Here is a 14,466-nt window from a genome sequence, read left to right as displayed (position 1 = left end):
GAGCGGTGCGCCCGTCCGTCGTCGACACGACACGACGACCCCGCCGACGGCGACGGGGTCGCCCACCGAGGAGGAACGTCCATGCAAGCCCGGAAGATCGGCGCGGCCGCCGCGACTGCGGTGGCGCTTCTGGCTGCCCGCGACCTCGTCCAGAAGAAGCACGCGCTCCTGCGGAACTTCCCGGTGCTCGGGCACGCCCGGTACCTGCTGGAGACGATCGGGCCGGAGCTGCGGCAGTACATCGTGACCTCCAACGAGGAGGAGCGCCCCTTCAGCCGCGACCAGCGCACCTGGATCTACGCCTCGGCGAAGGAGGAGAACAACTACTTCGGGTTCGGCACCGAGGTCGACGTCGAGCACGTGCAGGGCCACGCCTACCTCAAGCAGCGCACCTTCGCCGGGAAGCTGCCCGACGCGCACGACCCGAAGGCCCCGCTGCCCTCGGCCAAGGTGCTGGGCGGTCCGCGCGGGCGCGCCAAGGCGTTCCGCCCGGCCAGCGTGGTCAACATCTCGGCGATGAGCTTCGGCTCGCTCTCCGGCGCCGCCATCACCGCCCTCAACAAGGGCGCCGCCGAGGCCGGGGTCATGCACAACACCGGCGAGGGCGGCCTGTCCCCGTACCACCGCCAGGGCGGCGACCTCGTCCTCCAGCTCGGCACCGCCTACTTCGGCTGCCGCGACGAGGACGGCACCTTCAACCTCGACAAGCTCAAGGACGTCGTCGCCGGCGCGCCCGTCAGGGCGATCGAGATCAAGCTCTCCCAGGGCGCCAAGCCGGGCCTGGGCGGCATGCTGCCGGGCGCCAAGGTGACGCCCGAGATCGCGCGGATCCGCGGCATCCCGGTCGGCCAGGACTGCGCCTCGCCCTCGCGGCACAGCGCCTTCCACGACGTGGACTCGATGCTCGACTTCGTCGAGCTGATAGCCACCGAGACGGGCCTGCCCGTCGGGATCAAGAGCGCCGTCGGCGAGATGGGCTTCTGGCAGGAGCTGGCCGCCCTGATGGAGCGCGGCGACCGGGGCGTGGACTTCGTGACCGTCGACGGCGGCGAGGGCGGCACCGGCGCGGCGCCGCGGATGTTCGCCGACTCGGTGTCGCTGCCGTTCCGGATGGGCTTCTCCCGGGTCTACGGCACCTTCGCCGAGCTGGGCCTGACGGACGACCTGACCTTCATCGGCTCCGGCAAGCTCGGCCTGCCCGAGAACGCGGCGGTGGCCTTCGCGCTGGGCGCCGACATGATCAACGTGGCCCGCGAGGCGATGCTGTCGATCGGCTGCATCCAGGCGCAGAAGTGCCACACCGACAAGTGCCCCACCGGCATCGCCACCCAGAACGCCTGGCTGGCCCGGGGCCTCGACCCGGCCTCGAAGTCCACCCGCGCCGCCGTCTACCTGCGCACCCTGCGCAAGGAGCTGCTGAAGGTCTCCTCGGCCGTCGGTGTCGCGCACCCGTCGCTGATCACGGCGGACGACATCGAGATCCTCAACGGCGACTACGAGGCCCGCACCCTCGCCGCCGTCTACGGCTACAAGGAGGGCTGGGGCGCCCTCGGGCCCGAGCTCGCCGCCGGGGTCACCTCGCTGATGACGGACTGACGGGTCGCCGTCGGACGGTGTGAAGGCCCGCCACCCCCGCCGGGGTGGCGAGCCTTCGTCTGAGCGGCGTTTTGTCAGGCGGCGGCGGGCTGGTCGTGGGTCGAGCAGTGGATGCCGCCTCCGCCGGAGGCGATGGTGTCGATCTGCAGCGGGACGATCTCGCGGCCGGGGAAGTGGTCCTTGAAGACCTCCTGGGCGTGCCCGTCGGCGCGGTCGTCGCCGAACCTCGGCAGGTAGACGCCCTTGTCGCCGATGTAGAAGTTCATGTACGAGGAGACGAAGGCCTCGCCGCGCCCGGTGATCCTGTCCGGGTCGGGCTGGGGGACCTCGATCACCTTGAGCCTGCGGCCGGCGGCGTCGACGGCCTCGGCCAGCGCGGCCCGGGCCTGGTCGGCGGCGCGGGACCAGACGTCGGGCGGGGTGCCGGGGAAGGCGCGGTCCAGGAGGACGACGCCGGGGGCGACGAAGCGGGCCAGGCAGTCGACGTGGGCGTCCGTGATGTCCTTGCCCTTCACACCGGCGAGCCAGACGACCTTGGTGACGCCGAAGGCCTGCTCGAGTTCGGCCTCGACCTGGTCGCGGCTCATGCCCGGGTTGCGGTTGTCGTTGACGACGGAGCTCTCGGTGACCATCAGGGTCCCTTCGCCGTCGCTCTCGAAGGAGCCGCCCTCGGCGACCAGCCGGGTCTCGATCCGCTCGACGCCGTACTTCTCCAGGACGGCGCGGGCGACCTTGGCGTCCCCCTCGTGCTGCTGCTTCCTGCCCCAGCCGCTGAAGTTGAGGTCGACGCCCTTGACCTTTCCGCCCTCCTCGACGAACACCGGCACGGTGTCGCGGGCCCACAGGTCGTCCACCGGCGCGGTGAGCAGCTCGACGTCCTTGCCGCAGGCGTTGCGGGCCGAGTCCTCCTGGCCGGGGCGGACCAGCATCACCAGCGGCTCGCGCCCGCCGATGGCGCGGGCCACCGAGGCGATGTCCTTGCGGACGGCGGCGAGTTGCTCGCCCCAGACGTTCTCGGAGGCGGGCCAGGCCATGAACGTCCGCTCGTGGCGCTCCCATTCGCCGCCGAGCCGACGGCCCCGGGCGGGCGTTGCGGCCGGGGCGGAGGGCCGGCCGGCGCCGGTGCTCGTGGGGGAGGGCTGCGAGGGGGTGGCGGGCTCCGCCACGTCCTCGTCGCCCGAGGCGCAGGCGGTGGCGCCGGCCGCGATCAGGCCGAGGCCGGCGAGGGAGCGCAGCACCGTGCGGCGTGCGGGGGAGGACTGGGACACGGGGGACACGGGGGACTCCGGTGGGGCCGAGGGTGGGACGGGTCCGGCGGGGGCGGAGGGCACGGTGGCCCGGCATCGCCTGGGCTGAACTCTCGCATTGACTGAAAAGTCAGTCAAGCTCGCGAGGAGGCTGCAGGGCAGCCCTCCCTCTGGGGTGTCAGCCCTTGCGGCGGTAGTGGTCCAGCGAGACCTTGACCGGCCCGTCCGCGCCCGCCGTCGACAGCACCCGGACGACGGCCACCTCGCGGCCGTCCGCCGACCGGACGCAGAAGGCGCCGCGCGGCCCGAGGGCGCTGAACGGCACCCGGGCGGTGGGGTGGCTGCCGAGGCCCTGGAGGCACTCGGCGAGGCCGAGGCCGGAGTCCCGGCCGACGTAGGAGTCGGCGTTCTCGGGGATCAGGAACTCGGCGTCGGTGCGCCCCACGTACCAGCCGGCGCTGTCCACGGGCACCACCGTGCCCGAGGCCAGGTCGAACTCGTACCCGGCGTCCGCCGAGGTCAGCTCCACCGCGCGGTAGTCGGCGGTGAAGGCGGCGGCGGGGGCCGGGGGTGCGGAGCGGGTCGGGGCGGCGGTGGGGGAGCGGGTCGGTGAGGCGGCGGCGGGCGTCCCGACGGTGCTGGTTGCGGGGGTGTCCGGGGTCGGGGCCTCGACCGCCGCGGCCTCCACCGGGTCGGAGTCGTCGAGCACGTACGCCGTGGCGGCGGCGCCGACGGCCAGGGCGACGGCGGCGATCAGCGCGGTGCGCCCCCGGGTTCGCCTGGGGCGCGGGGCCCCGCGCCCGCGCCGTACGTCCGGGGGCGTGTCCGGCACGGCGGCGAGGACGGTCGGTGTCGGTGCCGGTGCCGGTGTCGGTCCCGGGGTGGCGGCGGGGGCGAGCGCCGTGGGGGCCGCGTTCAGGTCGACGGCCTCGGGAGCCTCGGCGGGCACCTGCGGGAGGTCGGCGTGGCGGGTGATCTGGCTGGTCAGGGGCTGCGGCAGCCAGTCCTCGCCGAACCGGAGGTGCCCGCCCACGGCGGCGTGTCCGGCAGCGGCGGCGATCACCTGGGCGGTGGTCGGGCGGTCCTCGGGGCGCTTGGCCAGGCAGTGCCGGAGCAGCTCGCGCAGGCCCTCCGGCACCCGGCCGAGGTCGGGCTCCTCGTGGACCGTCCGGTAGAGCGTGGCCGGGTGCGGGCCGTCGCCGAAGGGCGGGGCGCCGCCCGCGACGTGGACGGCGAGGGCGCCGAGGGCGTAGACGTCGGTGGCCGGGGTGGCGGCCAGGCCCACGGCCTGCTCGGGGGCCATGTAGGCGGGGGAGCCGATCTGCAGCCCGGTGCCGGTCAGGGCGACGGCGTCGGCCGCGCGGGCGATGCCGAAGTCGATCACCCGGGGGCCGTCGGCGGCGATCAGCACGTTGCCGGGCTTGAGGTCGCGGTGGACCACCCCGCTGGCGTGGATCGCCTGGAGCGCCTCGGCGATCCCGGCGACCAGCAGCAGGACGGTGCGCTCCGGGAGCGGCCCGAACCGCTGCACCACCTGATGGAGGGAGGGGCCGGGCACGTAGGTGGTGGCCAGCCAGGGGGTGGCGTCGTCGGGGCCGGCGTCGACCAGCTGGGCGGTGAACAGGCCGTGGATGCGCCGGGCGCTGGCCACCTCCTGGGCGAACCGGGCCCGGAACTCCGGGTCCCCGGCCAGCTCGGGGCGCACCACCTTGAGCGCCACCGGGCGGCCGCCCGGGGTGTATGCGAGGTAGACCCGGCCCATGCCGCCGGCGCCGAGCCGCGCGTACAGCCGGTGGCCGCCGACCTCGCGCGGGTCGTCCGGGGCCAGCGCCTCGAAGACCGGCCGGAGGGCGAAGGGGGACCGGTCAGCGGACATGCGGGCTGCCTCTCTCGGCGGGACTGGGGACTGGGAAGGCGGGCGCGGCCCGCTGGCGCCGCAGAGTTTAGAGGTTTCGTCAGGATTCGCCGAATCCGGCCCCGGCGGGCTGCCCGTCCCCGCCCGGCGGCGGCCCGCCCAGCTCCGCCGCCACCGCGCCGCGCAGCAGCCGGCGGGCCTGCTCGACCGGCAGCGAGCCGCTCAGCCAGCGCACGCTGAGGCCCTCGACCAGGGCCGTCAGCCGCTCGGCGGCGGCCGCGTGCGCGGGTGCGGTCCTGCCCGGGTCGGCCTGGGAGAGCAGCCCGGCGATGTCGTGCACCCAGCCGTGGGTGCTGCGCGCCAGGTCCTGGCGCAGCTCCGGCTCGAACACGGCGGAGGCCCGCAGCTCGCCCCAGGCGGTGCTGTTCTCCCGCACCTCGGCGGTGTCCTGGAGCTCCAGCAGCAGCACCTGTTCGAGGTCGGCGCGCGGGTCCTCGGCCTGGTGCCCGCCCTGGTCGGGGGCGGGGCGGTCCTCGGCGGTGTAGTGGTCGGCGCGGTCGCCGATGTACTCCAGCGTCCGCCGCAGGACGCCCGCCCGGTCGGTGAAGTGGTAGTAGATCAGCGCGGTGGACACGCCGGCCTCGGCGGCCAGCTCGCCCATCCGGAGGCCGCGCACGCCGCGTCGGGCGATGACGCGGGTGGCGGCCTGGAGTATCCCTGTCCGACGGTCTGACATGGACGCCCACTGTACCCGTCCTGGATGCGGTCCTGACGAAATCCTGATGGATTTGTCAGTGGATTATGCGTAATCCAGCTCACAAGCTTGACTGGATTTTCAGTGAGGTACAGGATGCGGGGCAACCCCCACACCTCCCACCTTCTCCAGGGAGCGTTCATGACCACCTCCACGCCTGCCCCCACCCCTTCTCCCGCCCCCTCGCGCCGCAGCGTGCTCCGGTACGGAGCGGCGGCCGTCCCGGCGCTGGCGCTCGGCGCGGCCCTGCCCGCCGCCCTGCCCTCCGCCGCCCACGCGGCACCCGCACCCGCCCCCACCGGGCTGCGGATGCCCGCCGAGACCGACCGGCACGACCGCACCTTCATGGCCTGGCCAGCCCTGTCCTCCATCTGGGGCCGCCAGCTCTCCGCCGTCCGCGACGACATCGCCCGGGTCGCCTACGCGATCTCCCGGTACGAGCCCGTCGTCGTGGTCGCCCGCCCGAGCCAGGCCGCCGACGCCCGCTACTGGCTGGGCCGCGGTGGCGCGTACGGCATCACCGTCCTCGCGATCCCCAACGACGACCTGTGGATCAGGGACTTCGGCCCGACCTTCCTCACGGCCCCGGGCGCGATCGCCGGGCTCGACACCAACTTCAACGGCTGGGGCAAGAGCGGCACCCCGTACTACCAGCCGTACGCGGAGGACGCCGCCGTCGCGGCCACCCTCCTGGCCGACTACGGCGTCACCCGCGTCCGCGCCCCGTTCACCGGCGAGGGCGGCGCGCTGGAGACCGACGGCCAGGGCACCCTGCTGGCCACCGTCAGCTCGCTGGTCAACCCCAACCGCAACCCCGGGATGTCCCGGGCGCAGGTCGAGCAGGCCCTGAAGTCCAGCCTGGGCCTGAGCAAGGTCCTCTGGCTGCCCGGCCTGGCGGGCCAGGACATCACGGACGACCACATCGACTGCCTGGCCCGCTTCACCGCCCCCGGCCAGGTCATCCTCGACCAGCCGGGGCCGGGCACCGAACAGATCTGGATCGACGTGTACCAGGAGTCCAAGCGGATCCTGGCCGGTGCCGTCGACGCCCAGGGCCGACCACTGGTCATCACCGAACTCCCCGGCCCGGACCGGCAGTTGATCCGGGGCAGCGGGAAGGACTTCCTGTCCAGCTACACCAACTACTACACCGCCAACGGCGCCGTGTTCGTGCCGCAGTTCGGCGACACCGCCGCCGACGGCACGGCGTACGCGATCCTCCAGGCCGCCTTCCCCGACCGGGACGTCGTCCAACTGGACATCGACACCATCGCGAGCGGCGGAGGCGGCATCCACTGCGCCACCCAGTCCCAGCCCAGCGTGCCGCCGGCCTCCTGAGGCGGCCCCGGACTCCCGGCGGCCCGCAGGACCGACCCCACGGAGGCGGGCCGCCGGGCCCACCGCAACACCGCAACACCGCAGCACCGCAACACCGCAACACCGTTCCACCGCAGCACCGTTCCACCCGCACACCCCGAACCCGAAGAGGTATCCCGTGACCGACACGTACCGCATGCCCGCCGAGTGGACCGAGCACGAGGGCTGCCTGATGGCCTGGCCCGTCCGCGAGGAGCTCTGGGGCGCCACCCTCGCCGAGGTGAAGCGCGAGTACGCCGAAGTCGCCCGCGCCATCGCCGAGTTCGAGCCCGTCACCATGGTCGCCCCGCCCGGCCACGGCGAGGACGCGCGCTCGCACTGCGGCGCCGTCGTCACCGTCGTCGAACTGCCCCTGGACGACTCCTGGTTCCGCGACTCCGCCCCGCTCATCGTGCTCGACGGCGAAGGCCGCCGCGCCGGAGTCGACTTCCGCTTCAACGCCTGGGGCGGCAAGCACCACCCGTGGGAGGCCGACGACCGGATCGGCGCCCTGCTGCTGGAGCACCTCGGCGTCCCCGCCGTCCGCTCCGAGATGGTCCTCGAGGGCGGCGCGATCACCGTCGACGGCGAGGGCACCCTCATCACCACCGAGCAGTGCCTGCTCCACCCCAACCGCAACCCCGGCCTGACCCGCGAGCAGATCGAGGCGGAACTCAAGCTGCGCCTCGGCGTCACCAAGGTCGTCTGGCTGCCCTACGGCGGCCTGCTGGACACCGAGACCGACGGCCACGTGGACGGCGTCTGCGCCTTCGCCGCCCCCGGCAAGGTCGTCGTCCAGCTCCCCTCCGACCCGGAGCACCCCGACTACGCCCGGATGCGGGCCAACCGCGCCGTGCTGGAGCACTCCACCGACGCCCAGGGCCGCCCCTTCGAGATCGTCGACGTTCCGCAGGCCGCCTTCGTCGAGGTCGACGGCCGCGAGGTCGAGGTCTGCTACCTCAACCACTACCTGGCCAACGGCGCGGTCGTCGTCCCGGTCGCCGACCACCCGGCGGACGAGGGCGCCCTCGCCGTCCTCGCCGGGGCGTACCCGGGCCGCAAGGTCGTCGGCGTCCGCTCCCGGGTCATCGCCTGGGGCGGCGGCGGCATCCACTGCATCACCCAGCAGGTCCCGGCCGCCCGCGTCTGACGCCCGCCCGCCTCCTCTCCCGCTCCGACCGAAAGCCCACCCTCATGACCCTCACCCCCGCGAGAAGGGCCCCCTCCCCGGGCCGCCTCGCCCTCGCCGCCACGGCCCTGGTGTGCGCCACGGCCCTGGTCGCCTCCTGCTCCGGCCCGCCGCACGGCGCCGACGGCGACCAGGCGGGCGTCAAGCTCTCCGCCACCACCCCGCCCGCCCAGGGCGACATCGACTCCTTCACCTGGGCCGTCTACGCCGAGCCGCCCACGCTCGACTACCTCCAGGCGTTCGACTACCCGCAGAACACCGTCCTGGCCAACGTCTGCGAGAGCCTGATGCGCTGGACGCCCCAGCTCACCCTGGCCCCCGGACTGGCCGAGAAGGCCTCCAACCCGGACCCGACCACCTGGGTCTACGACCTGCGCGCGGGCGTCCACTTCCACGACGGCTCGGTGATGACCGCCGACGACGTCGTCTACAGCTTCGGCCGCCAGACCAACCCGGACAACGCCTCCGCCTGGGCCCAGGTCTTCCAGAACGTCGACTCCGTCGCCGCCACCGGCCCGCTCCAGGTCACCGTCAAGCTCAAGCGCCCCGACTCCCAGTTCCCCCAGTACATGGCCACGGCCGCCGGCGTCGTCGCCGCCAAGGCCGGGGTGGAGGCCGCGGGCAAGGACTACGGCACCGCCGGGAGCCTCGACTGCACCGGCCCCTTCAAGCTCGGCGCCTGGTCCAAGGGCCAGTCCGTCGAACTGGAGCGCTTCGACGACTACTGGGGGACGAAGGCCAAGGCCAAGAAGGCCGTCTTCCGCTTCCTCACCGACCCCTCCGCCCGCACCAACGCGATGCTCAGCGGCGAGGTCGACGGCGGCTACCTCATCCCCACCGAGAGCTACGACCGCCTCAGGAAGAGCGGCACCGGCACGCTGTACTTCGGCGAGGGCCTGAGCACCGTCAACCTCAACGTCACCAACCTCAAGGGCGTCCTCGGCGACGTCCGCGTCCGCAAGGCGCTCTCCCTGGCCCTCGACCGCTCCGGCTTCACCCGGACCGGCCTGGCCGGAGCGGGGACGGTCACCGGCTCGCTCACCACCAGGGCCGCCTGGGCCGGCGCCCCCGAGGACGTCCGGAAGAGCGCCTTCGAGAACCTCACCCCCACCGCCCAGGACCTCGACCGGGCCAAGGCCCTGGTCAAGGAGGCCGGCGCGACGGGGAAGACCGTCACCGTCGCCACCAGCACCATCGGCCAGGACGTCTCCCTGCTCGCCACCGCCGTCCAGGCCGCCGGCGCGAAGATCGGCCTCGACGTCCAGCTCAGGACGATCGCCCCCAACGCCTTCACCTCGCTGTTCACCGACCCCAAGGCGCGCGAGGGCCTCGACCTCTTCCCCGAGACGTACTACGACTCGATCACCGACCCGCTCGACCTGCTCGCCAACTTCAAGACCGGCGCCTACCAGAACTTCGGCGGCTACAGCGACCCGGCCTACGACACCCTCGTCGACCGGGCCACCGCCGAGTACGACCCGGCCAAGCGCGCCGCGATCGAGGCCGAGCTCCAGCGGACCGCCTCCCAGCAGCTGCTCTGGCTCCCCGTCGCCGAGTGGCCCACCGCCCTCTTCCTCAACCGGCGGATCACCGGCGCCCCGACCACCATCGCGTACATGTACTACCCGTGGGCCGCCGACGTGGGGGCCGCCCGGTGAACTCCCCCGGAGCGGGCGCCTTCCTGAGGTTCGCCGCCCGCCGCCTGCTGGAGATGGCGCTCACCCTGCTCGGCGCGTCCTTCGTGGTGTTCGGCGCGATGTACCTCGCGCCGGGCAACCCGGCGAGCTTCCTGCTCTCCGGCCGGTCGGCCTCCCCGGAGGCCCTCCAGGCGATCAACGCGCAGTACCACCTGGACGACCCGTTCCTGGTCCGCTACCTGCGGTGGCTGGGCCAGGTCCTCCAGGGCGACTTCGGACGCTCCCTCACCTACCGCACCGACGTCTCCAAGCTCCTCGCCGACCGGCTCCCCGCCACGCTGCTGCTGGTCGCCATGGCCCTGGTGGTCGTGGCCGCCGTCGGCCTGCTGCTCGGCCGGCTCGGCGCGGTGCGCGGCGGAGCGACCGACTCCACCATCCTCGTCACCACCACCTTCGCCCTCGGCACGCCCTCCTTCGTCGCGGCCGTCCTGCTCCAGGGCCTCTTCGCGGTGAAGCTCGGCTGGTTCCCCACCAGCGGCGCGGGCGAGGGCCTCGGCGACATGCTCTGGCACCTGACCCTGCCGGCGCTCGCCCTCGCGCTGTACCTGATCGGCATGCTCGCCCGCGTCACCCGCTCCGCGATGCTGGAGGCGCTGGAGGGCGAGCACGTCACCGTCGCCCGCAGCCGGGGCGTCCCCGAGCGCGAGGTGATCAGCCGCCACGTGTTCCGCAACGCGCTCGGCACCGTCCTGACCACCGGCGGCCTCATCGTCTCCACCCTGCTGGTCTGCACCGTCCTCGTGGAGTCCGCCTTCAGTATCGGCGGCCTCGGCCAGCTCCTCGAACTGTCCACCACCACCAAGGACTTCCCGACCGTCCAGGCCATCTCCCTGATCATCGTCGCCCTGTTCATGACGGTGAACCTGGTCGTCGACCTGCTCCACCCGCTCGTCGAGCCCCGGGTCGCCCTCGGCTCCAGGAGGTCCGGCGCATGAGTACCGGTCTCACGCAGCGGCCGGGCCTCACCCGCCGCCCCGGCCTCGCCCGGCTCCGCACCGCCGGCGGGCCCCTGCACCTGCTCTGCCTCGGCTTCGCCGCCCTCGTCGTGCTCGCCGCGCTGCTCGCGCCCTGGCTGGCGCCGTACGACCCGAACGGCCTCGACCTCGGCAACGCCCTCGCCGGGCCCTCGCCCGACCACCTGCTCGGCGTCGACGCCGCCGGGCGCGACACCCTCTCCCGGCTGCTCACCGGCGCCCGCACCTCGCTGCTCGGCCCGCTCGGCGTCGTCGCCTTCTCCACCGCGGCCGGCATCGCCGTCGGCCTCGCGGCCGGCTGGCGCGGCGGCTGGCTCGACTCCGTCCTCTCCCGCAGCACCGAACTGGTCTTCGCCTTCCCCGGCATGCTGCTCGCCATCCTGATCGTCTCGGTGTACGGGGAGGGGCTGCTCGCCCCCGTCGTCGCCCTCGCGATCGCCTACCTGCCGTACGTCTCGCGCCTCACCCGCTCGCTGGTGCTGGCCGAGCGGACCAGGCCGTACGTCTCCGCGTACCTCGTCCAGGGCCACTCCGCCACGCAGATCTGCCTGCGGCACGTCCTGCCCAACATCGCGCCGATCGTCCTCGCCCAGTCCGCCGTCAACTTCGGCTACGCCCTGATGGACCTCGCCGGCCTCTCCTTCCTCGGACTCGGCGTGCCGGCCCTCACCCCCGACTGGGGGCGGATGGTCTTCGACGGCCAGACCGCGATCCAGCACGGCTACCCGCTCTCCGCGATCCTGCCCTGCGCCCTGATCGTGCTCACCGTCGTCGCCTTCAACGTGGTCGGCGAGCGCTGGGCCGACCGCGTCGCCCGGAGGTCCGCGTGAACATCCGCGTGAACAACCGCGTGAACAACCGCCCCCGTACGGGAGGGAGCGCATGAACGCCCTCGACATCCAGGGCCTGCGGCTGCGCCTGCCCGGCACCGCCCGGCCCGTCCTCGACGGGGTCGACCTCGCCGTCGGCCCCGGCGAGACCGTCGCCCTGGTCGGCGAGTCCGGCTCCGGGAAGACCCTCACCTCCCGCACCGCCCTCGGCCTGCTGCCACCGGGCGCCGAGACCTCGGGAACCGTCCTCGTCGACGGCGAGGACGTCCTGACCACGGACGGCCGGCGGCTGCGCGCCCTGCGCAGCGGCCGGGCCGCGATGATCTTCCAGGACCCCCGGGCGGCCATCAACCCGCTGCGGCGCATCGGCGACTTCCTCACCGAGAGCGTGCGCCTGGCCGGGGGCGCGAGCGCCGCGGACGCCGACCGGCGGGCCGCGGAACTCCTCGACGCCGTCGGCCTCGGCCCCGAGCTGATGCGCCGCTACCCCGGCCAGCTCTCCGGCGGCATGCTCCAGCGCGTCATGATCGCCGCCGCCCTGATGGGGGACCCGGTCCTGCTGCTCGCCGACGAGCCCACCACCGCGCTCGACGTCACCAGCCAGGCCGAGGTCGTCGCCCTGCTCGGCCGGCTGCGCGAACGCTTCGGCACCGGCCTGCTGTTCGTCACCCACGACCTCGGCCTCGCCGCCGCGATCAGCGACCGGGTCTACGTGATGTACGCCGGGCGCATCGCCGAACACGGCCCCGCCGCCGACCTGTTCGAGCACCCCCGCCACCCGTACACCGCCGCCCTCCTCGCGGCCACCCCCGCACTGGACGCCACGCCCGGGCGGCTCTCCGCCATCGACGGGCAACCGCCCGACCTGCGGCGGGAGTTGACGGGCTGCGCCTTCGCCGAACGCTGCGCCTACGCCACCGACCTCTGCCGCGAGGAGGCCCCCGAGATCCGGCGGGGCGCCGCCTGCCACCACCCGCTCGAAGGGAGCCGCACCGATGGCTGAGCCCGTCCTGCGGGTCACCGGCCTGCACCGCGCCTTCGGCGGCGTGCGCGCCGTGGACGACGTCTCCTTCGCCCTCGACGCGGGCGGCTCGCTCGGCATCGTCGGCGAGTCCGGCTCCGGCAAGACCACCACCGCCCGCATCGTCGTCGGCCTGGAGCGGGCCGACGCGGGCGAGGTCCTCGTCCACGGCCGCGGCCGCGCCGGCCGGGCGCGGGGGAGGGCCGAACGGCTGGCCCGCGCCCGCGAGGTCCAGATGGTCTTCCAGGACCCGTACCTCTCCCTGGACCCGCGCACCAGCGTCGAGGCCGTGCTCCGCGAGACCCTGCGGCTGCACTTCCCCGACACCGACCACGGCGCCCGGGTGCGCGAACTCCTCGACCAGGTGGGCCTGGGCACCCGCGCCGCCGAGGCCCTGCCCCGGCAGCTCTCCGGCGGTCAGCGCCAACGCGTCGCCATCGCCCGGGCGCTGGCCGTGCGCCCGGCCGTCCTCGTCCTCGACGAGGCGGTCGCCGCCCTGGACGTCTCCGTCCAGGCGCAGGTGCTCAACCTGCTCGCCGACATCCGCGAGGAGACCGGCATCGGCTACCTCTTCATCACCCACGACCTCGGCGTGGTCCGCTGCGTCACCGACCAGGTGGTCGTGATGCGCAACGGACGGATCGTCGAATCCGGCCCCACCGCCCACGTCCTGGACTCCCCGGAGCACGCCTACACCCGGCTGCTGCTGGAGTCCGTCCCCCGGCCCGGCTGGCATCCCGACCGGATCGCCGCCGCGCGCCGCGCACTGTAAGACGGCCCGGGCCCCGGCAGGTGGTGGGACCTGCCGGCCCGGGGATACGAGCACCACCGGCGGACGGCGCCGGGCGGCGGAGACCCCGCCCGCCCGGCCCGTCCGCCGTGAAAGGACGACCGTGCAGGTCACCATCGAAGAAAACGCCCCCTCCGTCGCCGCTACCCCGGCGCCCCCGGCGCCCCGACGCCGCCGCCACTGGCGCTTCGCCGCCCTCCTGGCGGTGGTCGCCGTCCTCTGCGGATCGGGCATCGGGCTCTACCTCAACGAGCGCAACACCCGTGAACAGACACGTGAGTTGGCGACCCCCTCGGCACCCGACCGGATCGAGCTGGACGTCACCGCCCAGGACGTCGACCCGACGGGCCAGCAACTGACGCTCTACGTCACCCCCGTCCCGCACGGCAGCTTCGCCGCCGCGCCCGGCTCCCCGGCCTTCGCCCGCCCCGTCGAGATCACCGTGGCCGGCCAGCCCAAGGCCACCGTCAAGGTCGCCGAGGGTGAGGAACCGACCGCCCAGGCCGTCCAGATCGCCATGACCGAGGGCACCAAGACCGACTACCCCTTCGACCGCTACCGCGCCGGGGCCGCCTTCGGCGCCACCAGCGGCGGCCGGGCCGTGCCCGTCGGCCTCGCCCTCACCGATGCGGACCCGTTCTTCGTGCTGCGCCCGCAGGCCAGGGCCACCGCCGCCGGCGTCACCCTGGACGCCGGGATCGTCCGCTCGCGCAGCACCTTCATCCTCGGCTGGTTCATGATCGCGGCCATGTGGGCCATCGCCCTGGCCGTCCTCGGCGCCGCCGAGGTGCTCCTGCGCAAGCGGGAGGGCCTGGTGTGGCCCTCGCTGGGCTGGATGGCCGCGAGCCTCTTCGCGCTGATCGGCATGCGCAACGCGGCGCCCGGCTCGCCGCCGATCGGCTCGCTGATCGACTACCTGGCGTTCTTCTGGGCGGAGGGGATCATCGCGGCGAGCCTGGCCTGCACGGCCTGGTCCGGCATCCGGACGGAGCACCGGCTGCGGCGCGAGCGGGAGGCGGCGGAGGGGGCCTGAGCGGGGGCGGGCCGAGCGGGGGCGGTGGGGGGGGGGCCCCCCGGGGGGCCCCCCCCCCCGGCCCCCCCCCCCCCCCGGCCCGTCCCCTTACCGCATCAACGAACGCCCGCGCCGCCACCACCAC

At 74.1% G+C, this 14,466-nt stretch carries 12 protein-coding genes; 9 read left to right on the top strand and 3 right to left on the bottom strand.

Going from position 1 to position 14,466, the window contains the following annotated elements; all coding sequences use genetic code 11:
- Window positions 1-81 precede the first annotated feature (81 nt).
- The gene (locus ACIRRS_RS19300) at window positions 82-1,596 is read left to right on the top strand and encodes an FMN-binding glutamate synthase family protein (protein ID WP_402972109.1); all 1,515 of its coding nucleotides are present in this window, start codon (window positions 82-84) and stop codon (window positions 1,594-1,596) included.
- A 74-nt stretch (window positions 1,597-1,670) separates the two neighbouring features.
- On the opposite strand, the gene ACIRRS_RS19295 is transcribed toward ACIRRS_RS19300, so the two are convergent.
- From ACIRRS_RS19295 to ACIRRS_RS19285, 3 genes are all read right to left on the bottom strand, one after another.
- Window positions 1,671-2,864: an agmatine/peptidylarginine deiminase gene (locus ACIRRS_RS19295; RefSeq protein WP_402972508.1), complete on the bottom strand. Its 1,194-nt coding sequence runs from the start codon at window positions 2,862-2,864 to the stop codon at window positions 1,671-1,673.
- A gap of 157 nt (window positions 2,865-3,021) precedes the next feature.
- Complete coding sequence (locus ACIRRS_RS19290; protein ID WP_402972107.1) at window positions 3,022-4,719, bottom strand: serine/threonine-protein kinase; 1,698 nt, start codon at window positions 4,717-4,719, stop codon at window positions 3,022-3,024.
- 79 nt (window positions 4,720-4,798) lie between these two features.
- Window positions 4,799-5,434 carry a TetR/AcrR family transcriptional regulator gene (locus ACIRRS_RS19285; protein WP_402972106.1) on the bottom strand — a complete coding sequence of 212 codons (636 nt, stop codon included), beginning with the start codon at window positions 5,432-5,434 and terminating at the stop codon, window positions 4,799-4,801.
- A gap of 159 nt (window positions 5,435-5,593) precedes the next feature.
- Here ACIRRS_RS19285 and ACIRRS_RS19280 point away from each other — a divergent pair, with 159 nt between their 5' ends.
- From ACIRRS_RS19280 to ACIRRS_RS19245, 8 genes are all read left to right on the top strand, one after another.
- A complete protein-coding gene (locus ACIRRS_RS19280) occupies window positions 5,594-6,790 on the top strand; it encodes an agmatine deiminase family protein (protein ID WP_402972104.1) in 1,197 nt (398 codons plus the stop codon).
- A gap of 157 nt (window positions 6,791-6,947) precedes the next feature.
- Window positions 6,948-7,958: an agmatine/peptidylarginine deiminase gene (locus ACIRRS_RS19275; RefSeq protein WP_402972102.1), complete on the top strand. Its 1,011-nt coding sequence runs from the start codon at window positions 6,948-6,950 to the stop codon at window positions 7,956-7,958.
- Window positions 7,959-8,002: 44 nt separating this feature from the next.
- Window positions 8,003-9,655, top strand: coding sequence for an ABC transporter substrate-binding protein (locus tag ACIRRS_RS19270; protein WP_402972100.1), 1,653 nt, complete (start codon window positions 8,003-8,005; stop codon window positions 9,653-9,655).
- Window positions 9,652-10,629: an ABC transporter permease gene (locus ACIRRS_RS19265; protein ID WP_402972098.1), complete on the top strand. Its 978-nt coding sequence runs from the start codon at window positions 9,652-9,654 to the stop codon at window positions 10,627-10,629. Before ACIRRS_RS19270 ends, ACIRRS_RS19265 begins: the two co-directional genes overlap by 4 nt.
- A complete protein-coding gene (locus ACIRRS_RS19260; protein ID WP_402972096.1) occupies window positions 10,626-11,498 on the top strand; it encodes an ABC transporter permease in 873 nt (290 codons plus the stop codon). The genes ACIRRS_RS19265 and ACIRRS_RS19260 overlap by 4 nt, the downstream gene beginning before the upstream one ends.
- Before the next feature lie 52 nt (window positions 11,499-11,550).
- A complete protein-coding gene (locus tag ACIRRS_RS19255; RefSeq protein ID WP_402972094.1) occupies window positions 11,551-12,501 on the top strand; it encodes an ABC transporter ATP-binding protein in 951 nt (316 codons plus the stop codon).
- The gene (locus ACIRRS_RS19250) at window positions 12,494-13,291 is read left to right on the top strand and encodes an ABC transporter ATP-binding protein (protein ID WP_402972092.1); all 798 of its coding nucleotides are present in this window, start codon (window positions 12,494-12,496) and stop codon (window positions 13,289-13,291) included. The genes ACIRRS_RS19255 and ACIRRS_RS19250 overlap by 8 nt, the downstream gene beginning before the upstream one ends.
- A 121-nt stretch (window positions 13,292-13,412) precedes the next feature.
- Window positions 13,413-14,342, top strand: a complete 930-nt coding sequence (locus ACIRRS_RS19245) for a DUF4436 family protein (RefSeq protein WP_402972090.1) — start codon at window positions 13,413-13,415, stop codon at window positions 14,340-14,342.
- Window positions 14,343-14,466: the final 124 nt, after the last annotated feature.

This window comes from Kitasatospora sp. NPDC101183 (assembly GCF_044767945.1).
Classification (GTDB): Bacteria; Actinomycetota; Actinomycetes; order Streptomycetales; family Streptomycetaceae; genus Kitasatospora.
The sequence above is the reverse complement of the archived record's forward strand: the minus strand, read 5'-3'. Positions and strand labels throughout refer to the sequence as shown.